Annotated in this window: 20 protein-coding genes; 8 read left to right on the top strand and 12 right to left on the bottom strand. The window is 42.5% G+C overall.

The window, feature by feature from the left end; all coding sequences use genetic code 11:
* Positions 1-22: 22 nt before the first annotated feature.
* From IM319_RS18145 to IM319_RS18130, 4 genes are all read right to left on the bottom strand, one after another.
* On the bottom strand, positions 23-811 hold the full coding sequence (locus tag IM319_RS18145) for an ion transporter (protein WP_287736495.1): 789 nt from the start codon (positions 809-811) through the stop codon (positions 23-25).
* 79 nt (positions 812-890) lie between these two features.
* On the bottom strand, positions 891-1808 hold the full coding sequence (locus tag IM319_RS18140) for an NAD(+) kinase (RefSeq protein ID WP_046663339.1): 918 nt from the start codon (positions 1806-1808) through the stop codon (positions 891-893).
* A 23-nt stretch (positions 1809-1831) separates the two neighbouring features.
* Complete coding sequence (locus IM319_RS18135; RefSeq protein ID WP_286826662.1) at positions 1832-2809, bottom strand: SDR family oxidoreductase; 978 nt, start codon at positions 2807-2809, stop codon at positions 1832-1834.
* 61 nt (positions 2810-2870) lie between these two features.
* Complete coding sequence (locus IM319_RS18130) at positions 2871-3761, bottom strand: S66 peptidase family protein (RefSeq protein WP_287684133.1); 891 nt, start codon at positions 3759-3761, stop codon at positions 2871-2873.
* Positions 3762-3801: 40 nt separating this feature from the next.
* Here IM319_RS18130 and IM319_RS18125 point away from each other — a divergent pair, with 40 nt between their 5' ends.
* Together IM319_RS18125 and IM319_RS18120 are read left to right on the top strand one after the other, a co-directional pair.
* Positions 3802-4602 (top strand): Rpn family recombination-promoting nuclease/putative transposase, encoded by an 801-nt coding sequence (locus IM319_RS18125; RefSeq protein ID WP_287736494.1) that lies wholly within the window; start codon positions 3802-3804, stop codon positions 4600-4602.
* A gap of 324 nt (positions 4603-4926) precedes the next feature.
* Complete coding sequence (locus tag IM319_RS18120; protein WP_036389287.1) at positions 4927-5127, top strand: hypothetical protein; 201 nt, start codon at positions 4927-4929, stop codon at positions 5125-5127.
* A 17-nt stretch (positions 5128-5144) separates the two neighbouring features.
* Here IM319_RS18120 and IM319_RS18115 read toward each other — a convergent pair whose 3' ends face one another.
* From IM319_RS18115 to trxA, 7 genes are all read right to left on the bottom strand, one after another.
* Positions 5145-5603, bottom strand: a complete 459-nt coding sequence (locus tag IM319_RS18115) for a cupin domain-containing protein (protein WP_002758047.1) — start codon at positions 5601-5603, stop codon at positions 5145-5147.
* 48 nt (positions 5604-5651) lie between these two features.
* A complete protein-coding gene (folP, locus tag IM319_RS18110) occupies positions 5652-6494 on the bottom strand; it encodes a dihydropteroate synthase (protein WP_287076026.1) in 843 nt (280 codons plus the stop codon).
* A gap of 107 nt (positions 6495-6601) precedes the next feature.
* Complete coding sequence (locus IM319_RS18105; protein WP_287736493.1) at positions 6602-7399, bottom strand: hypothetical protein; 798 nt, start codon at positions 7397-7399, stop codon at positions 6602-6604.
* A gap of 149 nt (positions 7400-7548) precedes the next feature.
* On the bottom strand, positions 7549-8208 hold the full coding sequence (locus IM319_RS18100; protein WP_287684135.1) for a hypothetical protein: 660 nt from the start codon (positions 8206-8208) through the stop codon (positions 7549-7551).
* A gap of 36 nt (positions 8209-8244) precedes the next feature.
* Complete coding sequence (coaD, locus tag IM319_RS18095) at positions 8245-8718, bottom strand: pantetheine-phosphate adenylyltransferase (protein WP_002758057.1); 474 nt, start codon at positions 8716-8718, stop codon at positions 8245-8247.
* The gene (locus tag IM319_RS18090; protein WP_045360724.1) at positions 8715-8999 is read right to left on the bottom strand and encodes a DUF427 domain-containing protein; all 285 of its coding nucleotides are present in this window, start codon (positions 8997-8999) and stop codon (positions 8715-8717) included. The genes coaD and IM319_RS18090 overlap by 4 nt, the downstream gene beginning before the upstream one ends.
* A gap of 33 nt (positions 9000-9032) precedes the next feature.
* Positions 9033-9350, bottom strand: a complete 318-nt coding sequence (gene trxA / locus IM319_RS18085; protein ID WP_149979133.1) for a thioredoxin — start codon at positions 9348-9350, stop codon at positions 9033-9035.
* 131 nt (positions 9351-9481) lie between these two features.
* Here trxA and map point away from each other — a divergent pair, with 131 nt between their 5' ends.
* The 5 genes from map to IM319_RS18060 all read left to right on the top strand — a co-directional run bounded on the left by map (position 9482) and on the right by IM319_RS18060 (position 14600).
* Complete coding sequence (gene map / locus IM319_RS18080) at positions 9482-10327, top strand: type I methionyl aminopeptidase (RefSeq protein ID WP_286825711.1); 846 nt, start codon at positions 9482-9484, stop codon at positions 10325-10327.
* Positions 10328-10397: 70 nt separating this feature from the next.
* The gene (locus IM319_RS18075) at positions 10398-10799 is read left to right on the top strand and encodes a universal stress protein (RefSeq protein ID WP_287736492.1); all 402 of its coding nucleotides are present in this window, start codon (positions 10398-10400) and stop codon (positions 10797-10799) included.
* Positions 10800-11237: 438 nt separating this feature from the next.
* A complete protein-coding gene (locus IM319_RS18070) occupies positions 11238-11462 on the top strand; it encodes a DUF2811 domain-containing protein (protein ID WP_002800048.1) in 225 nt (74 codons plus the stop codon).
* A 49-nt stretch (positions 11463-11511) separates the two neighbouring features.
* Positions 11512-12138, top strand: coding sequence for an aminoacyl-tRNA hydrolase (gene pth, locus IM319_RS18065; RefSeq protein WP_061430600.1), 627 nt, complete (start codon positions 11512-11514; stop codon positions 12136-12138).
* A gap of 134 nt (positions 12139-12272) precedes the next feature.
* Positions 12273-14600, top strand: coding sequence for a WD40/YVTN/BNR-like repeat-containing protein (locus IM319_RS18060; protein WP_287736491.1), 2328 nt, complete (start codon positions 12273-12275; stop codon positions 14598-14600).
* Positions 14601-14720: 120 nt separating this feature from the next.
* Here the strand turns inward: IM319_RS18060 and fumC are convergent, their stop codons facing one another.
* Positions 14721-16124, bottom strand: a complete 1404-nt coding sequence (gene fumC, locus IM319_RS18055; protein ID WP_287736490.1) for a class II fumarate hydratase — start codon at positions 16122-16124, stop codon at positions 14721-14723.
* Positions 16125-16752: 628 nt separating this feature from the next.
* Here fumC and IM319_RS18050 point away from each other — a divergent pair.
* The gene (locus tag IM319_RS18050) at positions 16753-17451 is read left to right on the top strand and encodes a DCL family protein (RefSeq protein ID WP_287736489.1); all 699 of its coding nucleotides are present in this window, start codon (positions 16753-16755) and stop codon (positions 17449-17451) included.
* Positions 17452-17877 lie beyond the last annotated feature (426 nt).

The following is a 17877-nucleotide window of genomic DNA, read 5'->3' as shown; positions in this document are numbered from 1 at the left end:
CTGAATTTCGCCAGAATTAGTCTCAATCAGGTTTTTTTAAGAGTTTTGCCCCACAGTTTTTACAAAAATTGGCATCTATATCGTGACGGGGTAAACCACAATCTGGACAAGGATAATCAATTTGAGTGCCAGATTTTAATAGTTGTTTAGTCAGATCGCTAATTTGCAAGGGAATTAACAAAACTCCCGTTAAAATCATTAAAACTGCCACCATTTTGCCCCCATCAGAAAGGGGAGTTACATCCCCAAATCCCACGGTAGTCATAGTCACGACAGCAAAGTAAAAAGCATCAAAAAATGTCCGATAAACTTGGGGATTAATTGGGTGTTCGATCTGATAAATTAAACCTGCATAGACAAAAATAATCGAAAATAGAGTTAGTAATATGCGAGTAAATACTATCTGATCGGAAGTTTTAATCCGAAAAATAGAAAGATCGGAACCAAAAAAACGAATCACTCGCAAAATTCTAAACCAGCGAAAAATTCTAAAAAATCTAATATCAAAAAAACCAAAAAATAGGGGCAAAATTGACAATAAATCTAGAATGGAAAAAATATTAAAAACAAAGCCTAGTTTTGATTCCGCACACCAAAACCGAATTAAATACTCTAGGGAAAATAAGCTTAAAATTCCCCAATCAAGCTGACGTAACCACATTTGCCAAGTGACGGATAAGGGATAGGTTTGAGCCACATAAATCCCCAAAGATAGTAAAATTAATGCCAAGATAAGCAGATTTACCGTCAGTCCGATCGCCGTGGTGACATCCTCTAAATAAAAAGCTATTTTGGCACGAAAAGAGAGCATAAATTAAGCTATCAGTAAACAGTAACCAGTAATCAGTGAACTGAAAGCTCACATCTGATAACTGATAATTGATAACTGATTAGGGTAATTCCACCGAAGTTGGTTTAGCAATATGAGGTAAACCCCAACCTAATTTTTCCCGGAGGATGCGGAAGAATTCCGTGGATTGCAGACGAATAAAATGGACTTGGTGGGGCGATTTCTGCACATTAATTCGATCTTCTGGCAAGATATAAGAACCGCCATTACCGTCCACTACCATCACCATCCGATTAGCAGTTGCTGGGAAAATATTTACCGTTTCCTTGTCAGAAAATACCAAGGATCTGGAAGCTAAAGAATGGGGACAAATGGGAGCTAATTGTAATACCGGCACATCGGGAGTTATTACCGGACCCCCGGCGCTGAGAGCATAGGCAGTAGAACCGGTAGGAGTGGAGAGAATCACCCCATCGGCAGCGATATCGACGGGTGCGTGTTCACCAATTTGAATCTCAAAATGACACATACTGGTGAGGGGTTCCCGGTGGACGACCACCTCATTGAGAGAAAGTGCCTCCCAGAGGAGGGTATCTTCGCGAAACAGTCGCACCGTGATCATCGAGCGATTTTCGATGGTGTAATTCCCTTCTAAAACCTGCTCTAAGGCGGGTTCAAGCTGATTTAGGTAAATTTCGGTCAAAAAGCCCATGTGTCCCGTATTGACCGTTAACAGGGGCAAATTGAGGGTGGCCAACTGCCGGGCCGCCGATAGGACTGTACCATCGCCCCCCAACACGATCGCAAAACTTAAATCCTGATCGAAGTGGGGGGGGACTAACTGATCGATCGGGGTAAAACAAACCGGACGAGAGGGTTTGGAATGGCCTAGCAGGCCACCGCTGCCGGTAGCCATAAACACCTGCCAACCTAAAGAAAGTAGCTGATCTTGTATCTGATGGGCTGTTTTACAAGCGATAGGCTTAATATCGTTGTAAATAATGCCGATTTTGGGCATTGACAAATTTTCCTACTGCTGGTTCACGCTTTCTTTTTGAAAGGAGTTTTCTTCTTCTTCTGAGCTTTTTGTTTCTCGAAGTCGATTTCCTTGAGCTTCTTGAGAATGCGGCTAAAGTATTCTTGTAAATAGGATTCTAAAGTAGTTGTTTGACTCGGATCAAGGCCAAATACTTGATAAACTTCTTCCATTGGGCCATCAAGAGCTTGACCACTAGCGAGAACTTCCGCAAAAGCTAGTCGGTCAGATATATTATAAGTCCATTGGAAACAACGGCTTATTCCCCGCATAAAACGCAGTAATCCCATGGGTAAACGCCAAATTTTCCCCTCTTTACCCGATAAGCGTTCGCAAACTTCGATAATTTCTTCAGCTTTCCAAGCTTTGCTGCCCACCACAGGATAGGATTGACCGACGGTTTCGGGGACTTCTAGGGCGCGAACGGCGAATTTGGCGATATCTTGGGTGTCCATGTAGGCGATTGCTGTACTTTCCCCCGTGATCCAGACCGTTTGATTATCTAACATCGGGATGGCGTATTGACCGATTAAACCCTGCATAAAGCCACAGGGACGCAGAATTGTATATTTTAACCCCGATTCTGCTAGAAATTTCTCGGTACAGCGTTTTATCTCCATTAAAGGCACGTTGGGATATTTTTCGGCATTGAGAATCGAAAAGAAAATAAAGCGATCAACTCCCGCAGTTTTGGCCGCTTGAATCAGATTAACTTTACCATCCCAATCCACCTGTTTAATGCTGGCTGAGTCCGTCGCCCGGGCAGTAGCGGCATCGATCACCGCGTCCATTCCCTCTAAAGCGGCAATAATGGTACTCTTATCCCGTAGGGTTCCCCCGACTAATTCTGCGCCCCATTCCTTCAAAAAAGCCGCTTTTCTCTGACTGCGTACCAAACAACGCACTTGATGTCCCTGATCGATGGCATGACGCACGATCTGTCGCCCTAGGGTTCCTGTCGCACCGACAACTAATACTTTCATCTATAATTAATTTTTTGTTACATTTGTTAACACTTCTCTAAGATACTATCAAAAAAGTGGATCATTGGGGATAGAAAAATTCTAAGATTCCCCGATCCCCGTCCAGTTCTACCATTGTTCCCACCGGTAAAGCGGCATTATCGCCATCATGACCGAAAGGTAACTCAGCAATAACCGCAATGCCTAAATCGCCCAAACGCTCTTTTAAGACTTCCTCTACGGTTTGACTATCACTGTCGGGGGCTGCCAGACAACGGCTAAAACGACCGAGAGCAATGCCTTTAATTTGGGAGAAAATGCCCAGCATTCGCCACTGAGTTAACATTCGATCGATCCGGTAGGGGGCCTCGGTTACGTCCTCTAGGGCTAAAATTACCCCCTCTAGGGTGGGTTGAACCGAGGTTCCGAGGAGATGGGTGGCTACGGTTAAATTAGCTGGTAATAAGCGTCCCCGCACTTTGCCCCCACCCCAACCTTGACCGACAAGAGGGGCTAAAGGACGACCTTCCAGAAGAGAAAAGAGGCGATCGATTGATTGGGGACTTTCTTGGGCTAAGGTGGTTAAAACTGCCCCGTGAACGCTACAAATACCCTGTTTCGCTAAACTCCATAAAATCCCCGTCACGTCGGAAAAACCGATTAACCATTTCGGGTTAGTTTTTGCCCATGTCCAATTTTCCAAGAGGCGAGCGCTACCGTAACCCCCCCTAGCGCAGAGAATTGCTTGACAATCGGGATCTTGCCATGCTTGGGCTAAAGCTTGACGACGTTGCTCGTCGCTACCAGCGAGATAACCGAGACGATTAGCCCAATTATCGCTCAATTCCACTTGATAACCCCTCGATCGCCAGATTTCTACGCCTTTTTCTAGGGCGGCTAATTCCTTGACGGCTCCACTGGTGGCCACCAGAGAAACTTTAGCACCGGGTTGCAGAAACGATGGGATGATCATAGGCAGATTAAGCTGAAATTACAGGCAATTTTGTGGCAGCATGAAAACTGACAGCATATTCTATCGAATGTTTCTCGATTTTCCCGATTCGTTCTTTGAATTAATCGCTCAACCCGATGCTATGGTTAGCAATTATCGATTTACTTCCCAAGAAGTTAAACAACTAGCTTTTCGATTGGATGGTTTATTTTTGCCGCTCGATCATCTAGAAAATTCGCCCTTTTATCTGGTAGAAGTGCAGTTTCAAAAGGATGAAGACCTATATTATCGATTATTTTCGGAACTTTTCTTGTATCTTAGACAGTATAAACCTTTGTCACCGTGGCAGATAGTTGTAATTTATCCTAGCCGAGAAATTGAGCGAGAACATCCCCCGCAATTTGCCGATTTGTTATCCTTGGCAAGGGTTAAAAGAATCTATCTGGATGAATTGCCAAATGACGAGACTCCTTCCTTAGGGATCGCCATGATCAAATTGGTTACGGAAAGTGAGAGTCAAGCTATCAATTCTGCTAAGATTTTAATTAAACAGGCTCAAAGAGAAGTGAGCGATCGCTTAGTACAGAAAAATGTCATTGATTTAATCGAAACGATAATCATTTATAAATTACCCCAAAAAAGTCGAGAGGAAATTGAAGCTATGTTGGAACTGCAAGACCTAAAACAAACTCGTTTCTATCAAGAAGCTTTTGGAGATGGAATTGAACGGGGAATAAACTTGCAAAAATTGAAAACAATTCCTCTACTGCAAGACCTCGGTTTAACCCCGCAACAAATCTCGGAACGCTTAGACTTGACTCTGGAAACAGTGCTTAACTATTTGGCACAACAGCAACAATAATCAATCCTGTTTAAACAGTCTAGAAAAGCAGTAATTGCTAAGTAGTGGTAAAATGAATAGTAGCGAATCAGTGACCTTTAGGCTATCAGCGATAACTCGATGAATAACGACTTATTGACTTTTCTCTTTTGTGTTGCCCTTCTCATTCTCTATCTAGTTTTTTCAGCTTTAACCGAGATGGGAACAAAATGGCCTTGGACAAAAAAATAAGAGAAATACTTATAAAGGTTAATAAACATAAAATCGGGTCAGGGATTCGGTCATTGGAAAAATTTTAGAGATTTGCTATCTAAACAATTAACTCTATCGCTCTACTGAGAAAATATGAAACTAATTGGTGATATTTCCCTGAGCTTGGATTTATTCTTGTTGCTTTTTTTCTGGCATTGTCTCATCGGTGGCATTGCTACAGTCATCGCTATCAATAAAGGCTATCCAAGATTAAATTGGCTAATCTTCGGACTTCTGGGAGGAACCTTTACCTTTTTTATCGCCCTCTTTCTAGAAAAAAAGCCCAAAATTTAAGGGATGATATTGCTTGATTATCCTTTAATAGTTCCCATCAACACCTCTAAATCTTCTGCGTCTAACTCCTCTGGGATGCCATTACGAATTAATTCCGAAAAATCCTCATTGGGAACCATAAAACATAGTGCATAAAGTCTTCCGTCCCCCACATTTCTAATCTCGTGAATACCTGTGGGACGGACTAATAAACTATCCCCCGGACCTAGGGGAATCGGTTTACCATCACAGATAGCCATTCCTTCCCCTTTGAGGATAAAAAACATTTCTACGGCAAAATGATGACGATGGGTAGGGGTGCGACCGTGGGGATCGAAAATTTCCACACAAACGGTCAAGGAATCCCCCGCTACGGTAGAATCGAAGACGATCGCTAAACGATTCGTATCCCCAGCACTAATGCGAAAAACTTGATAATCCCGGGGAGATCGAATCACGGGTAACATACAATGATCGCTAGTTAGTTGGCTATTCATCGCTGATTTCGATCGAAGTGTGGATGATTCTAAGACTAGCAAAAATTTTCAACTTCGCTCGATTGCGTCCACCACTTTACTCACATCTACGATCGCATCCACATCATGGACGCGCAGGATATCGGCCCCCTTAGCGATCGCTATTGCACAGGCCGCCGCCGTTCCGAAAACTCGTTCTTTTGGGTCATCTTTGCCTGTAATCTCGCCAATAAAGCGTTTTCTCGACAATCCAATTAAAATAGGTAAGTCTAAATCCCGAAATTGCCCTAATTCTCGCAATAACTCAAGATTTTGTGTCCCGGTTTTGGCAAAACCAATCCCTGGATCGATGATAATATTTTCCCTAGCAATACCCCAATGTAAAGCTTCCTTAACGCGATCCTGTAAAAATTCTTTAATTTCCTTGACTAAATCGTCATAATGTGTTAGAGATTGCATGGTTTGCGGATTGCCCCGCAGGTGCATGAGGATGATGGGAACGGCCAATTTAGCCACCGTGGGCAATAATAGGCGATCGAAGGTTCCCCCAGAAATATCATTGATCAAATCAGCCCCGGCGGCGATACCTTGGGCTGCCACGATCGCCCGGGTAGTATCGAGAGAGATAGGAATAGAACTTTGTTGTCGAATAGCAGTGATTACGGGGATAACTCGCGATAATTCTGCTTCTAGGCTAATTTCTTCGGCTCCCGGACGGCTGGATTGACCACCGATATCGATTATATCAGCCCCGGCCTCGATCATTTTCATCGCCTGTAGCAGGGCATTTTCAACATTGTCAAATTCTCCCCCATCACTAAAACTATCGGGAGTAACGTTTAAAACACCCATGATATAGGTGCGTTTTCCCCAAGCAAAAATATGTTCACGAATTGCCGTTAAACTTGACATAATACTAAATCCTGTTTCAAAAGTATAGGAAAGTGGGAACTGGGGAAAAAGGAGCAGGGAGAATAAATAAAAATAATCTCCTGAATACTGATAACTGACGGTGATAGTTAATTTTTAGGGAGGGAAGAATCTTTTAATTCAAAATAAGCTTGTACTTCTTCTTTCCAGAGTTGATATTTTTCTTGAATTAGTTGATATTGAATAGCAAAATCTAGGGGCAAATCAACGAGATTGGTATCGATATCGGATTGCACTAATTCCCGTTCGATCAGGGTTTCTCGGATAAATTTTAAACATTCTTGTCTCAAAGTTTCCGCTTGATCAATAATTAGCTGTACTTGATTAATTGCTCGATCGTACAATCGGGTTTGTGAATGAAAAATTTCGGAAGATGCGGCCAGATTTCGCAGTCTATGTAATTGATTTCTCTTTTCTACTAAACTGGCAATTTTGGGGTTAATTTCAAAAAGTAAGGTTTTCACCAGAGGAGCCAAGCGGCGAGTGTTAGTATAATCGTAGTTATTAAGGTCTGATTTAATCAGGTGTACCTGTTGTAAATCGACGGTAATATCGTGGAATTGTATCTCGGTTTCGGTGATGGTGGGATGAATCGTTTTAACTTTCCAAGTAGTAATAGAAGTCAACTGCTGGCGATCACTATTAACCATTTGCCGCTCCATTTTCAGCACATCAAGGGGAATGCTATAAAGTTTTTTCTCAGGAATATAGATGACATCGCTACCGAGAATGCGATCGATTTTAGGACGACGATATAAATAATGATACAGGAATCGATAAAAGCTTTTACTGCCTTGAAATATCTGGACAAATAACCAAATTTTCCAGCTGAATAACCCGCTAAGAAAGCGTCCGAATAGATGGGAATTCGAGGAGGGGTTATTCATGAAATTCCGTGATCATTTATCAGTGAGATATTAGGGGTTGGCTGCTTTTCAGTGGTAAGCAAACAGTAATCAGGGATAAAGATGAAGATAACTAACTAATTAACTTAAAACTTACATCTGATAACTGATAACTGATCACTGATCACTGATTAAGGACGTTCTCCGGGTAGATTTTTTGACGATGTTGGTTTCGATCTTACCTGTTGACGACCGTTGCGAATAACTTGTAACATTTCCCCTAATTCTCGATCGAGATGTTCTAAAACCGCTTCAGCATAGTCGTCAGCGCCTTTTTGAATTTCATGACATTCCGCTTGGGTTTTTTGTCGTAACTGTTGCACTTCCTGCACGGTGCTGTGACGCATCTGTTCGATTTCATCGAGGGTTTGTTGTTGCAAGGATTCACACTCCTGCTGAACCCGTTGACGAATTTGGGCCGCTTGCCGTTCTGCTTGTTGAATAATACCGGACTCATCGAGAATTTGGGCAGCCCTTTGTTGAGCGGAACGAAGGACTTGTTGAGCGTATTCTTCTGCTTTAGTGATAATTTCCTGTTCTTCCTGCAAAATTGCTAAAGCTTTCTGTACTGCCGGTGGCACGGTTTCATAGATGAGATCGATCTGTTCGGATATCTGTCCCTCATCGATGATTGTCCAACGGGTAAGGGGGATATGGAAACTATCAAAAATCATCTCTTGCAGACGCGCCAAATCCTGATAGATATCGAAATCGACGGGTGGACTGGGAACCCCACTATTAGAAGTGTTAGGTACTGCTTTTCTGCGATCATTAGGTTCTCGGCGCGCCATAGGTTCAGATCGTCCTCATTGCTGTATTCTAGTATGTTAACTGTAGTATGAGTAAATATCTCTAGAAACGTTTTCTGGGACTAGATGGGTGACGGAGCCACCGAATTGAGCAATTTCTTTAACCACGCTACTGCTTAAAAAACTATATTCTTTGGTGGTGGCTAAAAAAACCGTTTCGATCCCTTCCCAGAGGGTTTTATTGGTATGTGCCATTTGCAGTTCTTTTTCAAAGTCTGAGAGGACCCGCAACCCCCGCAACAGCACCTTAGCGCCTTTCAATCTGGCATATTCAACCGTCAATCCTGAAAAACTGTCTATCTCAACGTTTTTCAGGTGTTTTGTACAGTAACTGATCTGTTCTATGCGTTTTTCGACGGTAAATAAGGGGTTTTTATGGGGATTGCAGAGAACTGCCACGATTACTCGCTCGAATAGTGGCACACTGCGTTCGATAATATCTAAATGACCGAGTGTAACTGGATCGAAGCTGCCGGGGTAGATGGCGATCATTTCTCAACCTGCACACCTCGCCAAAAAGCGATATATCCTTTAATATTTTGGGCTTTTGGTTTAGGATCGGGATAATACCAAGCGGCATCTTTATTGTCCTGTCCATCTACCCTAAGAGTATAATAACTAGCCTCTCCTTTCCAAGAACAAATGGTATGGGTGTTACTGGATTGAAAATATTCAGCTTTGATGGTATCGGGGGGAAAATAGTAGTTTCCCTCGACAATTTCGCAGTTATCGCTTTCCGCTACCACTGCACCATTCCAAATCGCCTTTGCCATGACACTAACTCCTAGTTCTGGTTCAAAATTATCTTACAACAGAGTTTGTAAATGTTGAACCAGTTGGTTAACCTGCACCACTCCCTCGATTCGATCGATCGGTTGACCATTTTTAAAGACTACTAAAGTCGGTAAAGCTTGAATACCGTACTTACTGGCTAAATTGGGATATTTGTCTGTATCAATTTTGACAATTTGTAGGCGATTTTTGAAATACATTCCCGTTTGTTCTAGAATCGGAGCCATCATTTGACAAGGACCGCACCAAGTGGCATAGAAATCCACTAACACGGGGAGATTAGTGGTTTGCAACAGTTCCTGAAAACTGGAAAACTCTTTTTTGACTGCCATAAATTGTCACCTCGCCGGAAAAATAGCCTTTTTCCTACTATAGCTTTTCTAAATATTCCTTGATTTCTCCAGAGCAGTCATCGATCGCTGGGAAAATGCTAAGTTAAGTAAAGACTCTGAGCCAACTGTCCATGAACATCCTAACCAAGCTGCTTTTTCCCGAAACTAAAACCCCAGAGCAAGTAGGTTCACCGCGAGTACAGAAAAGCCGCCGGGGAATCGAAACCAAATCCGCCGCAGAAATCGTTATTATGCGACAAGCGGGTAAAATTGCCGCCACAGTCCTTAAGGAAATTGCCCAGATCGCTCAACCCGGAATGACGACGGCGGATCTGGATGCCTACGCGGAAAAACGTATCCGCGAAATGGGTGCTACCCCTAGTTTTAAAGGTTATTATGGCTTTCCTGCCTCGATTTGTGCCTCCGTCGATAACGAAGTCGTTCACGGTATCCCTAGCCCGAAAAAACGCCTCAAAGCTGGTTCTGTGTTAAAGGTAGATACGGGGGCCTACTACCAAGGTTATCATGGGGATTCCTGTATCACGATCGCTATCGGTTCCGTCTCTCCCAAAGCCGAAAAATTAATCCGCGTGGCAGAAGAAGCCTTATATAAAGGCATAAATCAGGTAAAAGCTGGCAATTATCTGCTCGATATCGCAGGAGCGATCGAAGATCACGTTCAAGCTAACGGTTTCCAAGTGGTAGAAGATTTTACCGGTCATGGAGTCGGCAGAAATCTCCACGAAGAACCCTCGGTATTTAATTTTCGCACTAATCAGTTAGCCAATGTCAAACTCCGCACCGGAATGACTCTGGCAATTGAACCAATTGTCAACGCGGGATCTAAACATACCAGAACTTTGCGCGATCGTTGGACGGTGGTGACGATGGATAATGCTCTCTCCGCTCAGTTTGAGCATACTGTCTTAGTAACCGCCACGGGGTACGAAATCTTAACCGAGCGCAATAACCTATAAAATTGTCTATCTAGGCTTATTATCCTTAGATAATGGCAAAATAAAAGATTTGCGGCAGGATTTAGTCAAAATGTTTAAAAATATCGTTGTTGCCTTAGATTGTGGGGAATTATCGGATCGAGTCCTTCAGTCCTTGAATTACCTTTCTCTAACGGCAAATTCTTGCATCATACTCACCCATATCCTCGGCAAGGAGGGAGATGAATCGCCAGTTGATCGCCCTCACCCCTCCCGTGAGATCATTGAAGATCAATTGCGCTGCTATCAATCCCAGATTGCTGCCCCTAGTGAAATCGAGGTCATCTTTGGTGATCCAGCGGAGGAAATTATTCGTTTAGCTAATATCTATCATGCTGATCTGATCGTGATCGGCAGTCGGGGATTAACGGGAGTTCAACGGGTGATCGAAGATTCTGTTAGTAGTCTCGTGGTGGCAGAAGCTACCTGTTCAGTATTGGTGGTGAAAGCATAGCAGCCAGCATTCAGCTAGAAAAGGTACTCTGGCAAGAGTGCCTAAGTAGTCTTGAGCATCACTACGGATTAAAATTTGCAAATCTTATTTTTCCCCAATGTTTTCCCCCATACATTCCCCAGTATTTCCCCACTCACTCCCAAGTTTTCCACAGTTTACCCAGACTTTTCCACAGGCAACAGCGATAGAATCGGCACTTGCTTCGAGAAAAAATTAATCTTGATTGTAAAAATTCCCATCGATAGATACTGAGTTATTGTTAAGTTGAGTAAATAAAATTTAGCTCTAACCCTTATTCGCTCGTAAATATTAAGTTTTTCTAAAGCATTCCTTTACATCTGGTAATATTGCAACTCCCCCCAACTTGGCTCACAATAGTCCTTACTGTCCACTGCACCAGTCAGGGATTTCCCCACTTCAGATTCAGAGGTAAACGATATGAATACATCCGTCAGTATCTTGGCAGAAATCCCCGAAATCCTCCACCAATCCCTACAACAATATCTAGAAACTCACCCCGGTTGGGATCAAGATGGCGTGTTTACGGCGGCCCTATCATTTTTTCTACTTAATTGTCAATCCTCCGAAAGGATGAATTTTGAGGAGCAAAATAGCTGTGCCAAGGTTTATCTAGAAACTTTGTTCCAGCGCTCGGAGTGCTAATTCGGTGATAATAAGAGTCGGGTCATGGTTAAAAACCCGATTTTCCCCTATGAATTCCGATAAAACCCCTAATTTAATCATTCCTCAGTTAATTATCGGTTTGGGTAATCCCGAACCCAAATATGATCGCACCCGTCATAATATCGGTTTTGAAGCTGTGGACTCATTAGCGCGGGATTGGGGGCTATCTTGGCAGGAAAACAAGCGATTTCAAGGTTTTATTGCCGAAGGTGACAGTCCTCTCCCGGGCAAAATTCGTCTCTTGAAACCCCAAACCTACATGAATCGCTCCGGGCAATCGGTGCGATCGGTGCTGGACTGGTATAAACTAGCTCCAGAGTCGATTTTAGTCATTTACGATGATATGGATCTGCCCCTAGGCCGGTTGAGAATCCGTCTATCGGGATCGGCTGGCGGACACAACGGTATTAAATCAATGATTGCCCACGTTGGCACGGAAAACTTCGCTCGTTTACGCATAGGAATCGGTAAATCAACCGAAAAAGCGACAATTTCCCACGTTTTAGGCCGATTCACCCCCCAAGAAAACCAAGTGATCTTGAAAGTGTTAGACTTGTCCAGAAAAGCGATCGAACTTGGTCTCAAACAAGGGTTACAAAAGGCAATGAGTCTCTACAATAATCAAAGTGTAGAGATTGGTTCTAATCTATGCTGATAGCAAATAAGCCTGATTTTAGTAATGGTTATAATCGCCATTTTCGTCTATACTCTTACAGAACCCTTGCTTAAATTTTGATCGCCCTTTGCTAGATTAGGTCAATTTTTATCCTCGATATTAGCAGTTTAAGTATGATTAATCGCCAAAGTTTGCTGAGATTCGCCTACAAGTTTAATCTCATTTTATTGATAATCGCTACAGTTTTTTGTCTTGGGAGTAGTGCTGCTTTTGCCCATCGTCCCCATGATGTGATTAGTCAATTGGAAGTTTCTCCCGATTTCCAGACAGATAATACAGTATATATCTTGGTGCGAAATAACTTTTATAAGTCTAGGGATGGAGGTAGCAACTGGACAAGATTAATTCAAGGTTTAGATTATACGGGGGAATTAAGTTCCCTATCCCTATCTCCCCTCAATAAAAATATTCTCTATTTAGCTTCAAGATCCGATGGTATTTATAAAAGTGAAGATGCGGGGGAATCTTGGCAGAAAGTTAATCAGGGTTTAGAAACTAAATTTATTAACTTCGTAGAAATTGCCCCTTCCGATCCCAATATAGTAGCGGCAGTGGGATTAGAAAAAGGGGTTTATTTAACCGAAGATGGCGGTAAAAATTGGTCAAATATTTTCCCCACCACGGCACTGATAACCTCTCTAGCTATTACTCCCAACAATCCTGATCGAATTTTTTTCGGGGATGAACAGGGTAAATTATACACTTCCTCCGACGGGGGAAAAACTTGGCAGAATCTCCCCTTACCTGCTAATGTGGGGGCAGTGGATACAATTGCTTTTTCTCCTAATTTAGACAGGGATAAAACCTTTTTTGTCGGCACAAAAGAAGCAGGTATTTTTAAAACCGTTGATGATGGTAAAACCTTCCAAGCTGTTAACGAAGGAATTAAAGATAAAATCATCGAAGACATCGTTATTTCTCCCCAGTATGCCCAAAATTCAACCCTTTATGCCATCACTTGGTATGACGGAATGTATGTTTCGCAAGATGGGGGCAAAAGTTGGACAAAAATGAGCGAGGGTTTAACCAAAGATAAACAGGGTGATGATTATAAAGTTCCCCATTTTATGGATTTAAAAATAGTTCAAGATACGATGTTTTTAGGGGGATTTAATGGCTTATTTAAAACCACGGATAGCGGCAAACAATGGCAGGAAATAGCAACTTTAGCCCGGGGAACAGTTATCGCCATGGCGGTTTCTCCTAATTATGCCCAGGATGGTACTGTTGTCATTGCTAATTATGTAGGCAATATCTTTATCAGTCGGGATAAAGGGGAAACTTGGACACCAATTAATCGCGGTTTAGAGGTTTATCGACTTGGTAAAGATCCCGAAGAATCAGGACAAGATCCTCGGCGTTTCTTTGACATTGCCTTTTCTCCTAACTATGGACAAGATAGAACTATTTTTGCGGGGTTTTTACGCAATAAATTTGCCAAATCCGATAACAGTGGTGATTTCTGGAAAATTATCGAAATCGATCAGAAAGTCCGCGGTCCGAGGATAGTTCCTTCCCCAGATTTTGCCAATGATAAAACTCTTTTTCTCACCAATCAGCAGGGTAGAATATTTCGTTCTACCGATGGAGGAAATACGGTTAAAAAGATCAGTGAAGTGGGCAGAATTTTTGGTAATTATGCCCCGTCCATGGTAGCTTCCCCTGATTTTTATAAGGATAAAACTTTGTTTGTCACGGGAAAAGAGGGCATTTATCAAAGTGTTGATGGTGGACTAACTTGGAAAAATGTCAGCCAAGGAACCCCCCTATCAAAAACCTCTAATGTGCAGTTGGCAATGTCTCCCAATTATCCCAAGGATGGAACTATTTTTGCCGGGACAATTTCTGGTTTGTTTGTCACCAAAGATGGGGCTAAAAGTTGGACAAAATTAGAGAAACCGGGGTTTAATCCTAACACCTCGGTAGAAACCATTGCTATCTCTCCTGATTATGCTAATGATCGCACGGTAATAGTTAGTTTACAGGGAGATGGTTTGTTTAAATCTACCGATGGAGGAGAAACTTTTAAATCAATTGGTGATCCTAAAATACCCCTAGTGAAAATTCATAGTATCCCTTCCTCTGGTATCTCCGTCCAGTTTTCTCCTAATTACGCTCAAGATAAAACTTTATTCGGTTTTGGTGGCGCTAAAACTACAGTTTTTCGTTCCACCGATGGGGGAGAAACTTGGACAAGTGTAACTATTCCTCCTCACGCGGAAGAAAATACACCCCGCTATAAAATCGGTGAATTTTTCTCTAGTCCCCTTGGCACAATCTTGCGCGTGGTTATCCCGATTCTCCTGGCAATCGGCGCTTATTTTCTGGTGGGTTTCCTGAAACTGGAGAAAGTTATTAATCTTCCTAAATCCTTCTTCCCCATGGCAGCAGCATTTATGATTTTTCTGTTTGTTTTCTTCGCTATCATTAGCCAAGTTTAGAGGAAATTTTGACCGGCGGGGCTTGACAAATCCCGCCCCTTGCCTTATGCTTATATATATAATGGGAATCCGTGCCTGCCTGCGACCTCTGATTTTTACGGCAGTCAACCCCTCAGAGAATTAACCATCGGCAACGTAGGGATTAACCATTTTAGCGGGGTCAACAATGCGCTCAAAATCATCTTCCTTGATGTATCCTAGTTGCAAGGCTGCCACTTTCAGGGTTAAATCCTTTTCTAGGGCATAATGAGCGACGTAGGCAGCCTTTTGGTAGCCAATCACGGGACTTAATGCAGTCACCAGCATCAAGGATTGATTTAAAAAAGTCTCAATTTGTTTTTGATTAGCAGTCATCCCCTGAACCAAAAATTGACAGAAATTACTGCAACCATCAGTGAGCAAACGGATAGACTGCATGAGATTATGAATCAACAGCGGTTTATAGACATTCATCTCCAGATGTCCCCCAGCACCTCCCATCGTCACCGCTAAATCATTAGCCATCACCTGCACTGCTATCATCGATAAAGCTTCGCATTGGGTGGGATTAACTTTTCCCGGCATAATTGAAGAACCCGGTTCATTTTCTGGCAGCTGTAATTCTCCGATTCCACAACGGGGACCACAGCTAAGTAAACGGATATCATTAGCAATTTTATAGAGGGAACTAGCGATAGTTTTCAGTCCCCCGCTCAAAAAAACCAGAGCATCGTGGGAACCTTGCACGGTAAACTTATTAGGAGCGGTAATAAAGGGTAATTTGGTCAGATTAGCGATTTCGGCAGCCACATCTTCAGCAAAACCGAGAGGAGCATTAATTCCCGTACCGACTGCTGTTCCTCCCAAAGATAAACGATACACTTTTTCTAGACATTTTTCTAGCCAATCGCTGCCATCATCTAATAAACCCACATAACCAGAGAATTCTTGTCCGAGGGTTAAGGGGGTGGCATCCTGTAGGTGAGTGCGGCCAATTTTAACTATATTTGCCCATAATTGCGCCTTTTCATCGAGACTATTCCGTAATAGTTGCAGACTGGGAATTAATTTTTCCTTGACTGCCAAGGTAACGGCAATATACATGGCCGAGGGAAAGGAATCATTAGTCGATTGGGACATATTAACATGATCGTTGGGGTCCACGGGGGTTTTGCTACCCAGAGGATTCCCCGTCAGTTGACTGCAACGATTGGAGATGACTTCGTTGATGTTCATGTTAAATTGAGTGCCACTTCCCGTCATCCAAACGTAGAGGGGAAAGTTATCCGCGTGTTGTCCGGCTAAAATTTCATCACAGACTTGACAGATAAGGTTTTTTCTCTCCTGACTGAGACGATTCTTTTGCTGATTGACAATTGCACAGGCTTTTTTGAGAATGGCATAGGACCCGATCATCTCCCGGGGCATGAGATTATCACCGATACTAAAGTATTGTAGGGATCTTTGGGTCTGCGCTCCCCAAAGTTTATCGGCAGGTACGGGAATTTCTCCCATGCTGTCTTTCTCGATGCGAAATTCTGTCATCTTTAAGTTACTTCTGCATCTGGCCTGAAAAGAGAGGGGTTGCAGGGCGACACGGATTCCCACTATAAGAATAATTATAAGTCAAGTCTAGCTAGTTTGTCAAGCCTTATTGAGGATTTTTTCCGATGTTAGGGACCAAAAAGAGCGCAGTTGATCGAGTCGGTTTGATGGGGGCAAATTTATTTCCATGATTATCGGTAACGTCAATGCTAATCGTGAGGCAATTATTCAGCGATCGCTGATCTGGACAATAATTGCTTGCTACCGTTGGACGTTGTGAAAACTTTCTCAATTGCTGAGGAGCGATCGCCTAATGCTGGATTAACTTATTCACTGGGATCAAGTTACAGCGTTGTAAAAGATTGGTTACAGACTAAGCCAAGAGAGAAAACTAGGGGTAAATTGACAGTAATCTTGCCGATCACCCCTAAAAAACGACAACAATTAGTGCTGTTTACAGTACGCTAATCTGGCTAACACGCTTTTGGGCGTGATATGCGGAAGACTTCTCGCGATCACTCCACTTGAGCGTAATATACGGAAAGATTCTTTTAAAAGTGTGTATTTAGCGTAGTATAAGGAAAGTTTCCGTATATTATATAGTTGGGCAACAACCAAGGAATAAAAAATGCCTAGATCAAAACCCGTTCAAATTGGACAAAGATATTGGGAATATCAAAAAGATGCACTTTCGTTTTATAAAGAAATATTGAATTCTTATGAAATCGGAAACCAATTAACAGACGAGGATTTTGATGATATATTTAATTTATTGAAAAATCATCCCCGCGCAGGAGAAAAAGTAGGTTGCGGGGTCAGTGAATTATATATTGGCAGTGATGTGTATGCTGGAAAGTGTTTCCATATTAAAAGAACTGATGGCTCAATTGAAAACTTTTCATATGACAAAGCGGTCAAGGGGGATCCAAAACCATTTACAATATTTTCAAAGGCATGCCGAAAAGCAGTGGAATCAGACATGATTTCAGTCAAAGAATCGGCATTTGATGGTCGTGATACCATAAAGTGTCAAGAGACGGGTATTTATATTAAAATGGAGGAGGCGCATGTCGATCATCGGCAACCTAATACATTTTCTGTTATTGTAGACCGATTTATCGAGGTAAATTCAATCGATATAGTGAATATTCAATATGACTCGATCGGTCAATATGGTAGGCAGTTCATAGATGATGAACTTGCTAATAAATTTAGAGAATATCACAAAAACAAAGCAACTTTAAGAATAGTTACTAAAGATTTGAACCTACGCCGATCACACATGGCAAGGGTTAGTTTACAGAAAAAAGATTTAAAAATACAATGATTGCCCAACAAGGCGATGCACCGGAGCCGGCGACTAACGCTATTCCTGCTTCGCAATAGTCTATTCCGCCGGCCCGGTGATCTTTGACGTTAGGTAATTTGAATCTAGCGGTGAGCAACAGGGCAAGAAAAGGAAAAAACGGAGCAGTGACAGCAGTAGGGGGCTTGGGAGCTTTAGTTGGATTTGGATGCATGATCGTTGGTTATATATGGAGTGTCAGAATTGTCTTTGATGAGTGGGGAGTATCGATGGGAGCAATCTCTATTTTGATGCTCCCAGCTACGTTAGTGGGACTTAAACGCTCAACAAAGATCAAATCGAGTATAATCGTTACAGAGTAAGCACTTTACGTTGAGAAATCGGCGATGAAAGAGACAACCCCAGCCGCGATGCCCCCGTGCTTTGACCGATGGTGTCGGCGGTTTG

The sequence above is a fragment of the Microcystis sp. M113S1 genome, from assembly GCF_020246945.1.
In the GTDB taxonomy this organism is placed as follows: Bacteria; Cyanobacteriota; Cyanobacteriia; order Cyanobacteriales; family Microcystaceae; genus Microcystis.
The sequence above is the reverse complement of the archived record's forward strand: the minus strand, read 5'-3'. Positions and strand labels throughout refer to the sequence as shown.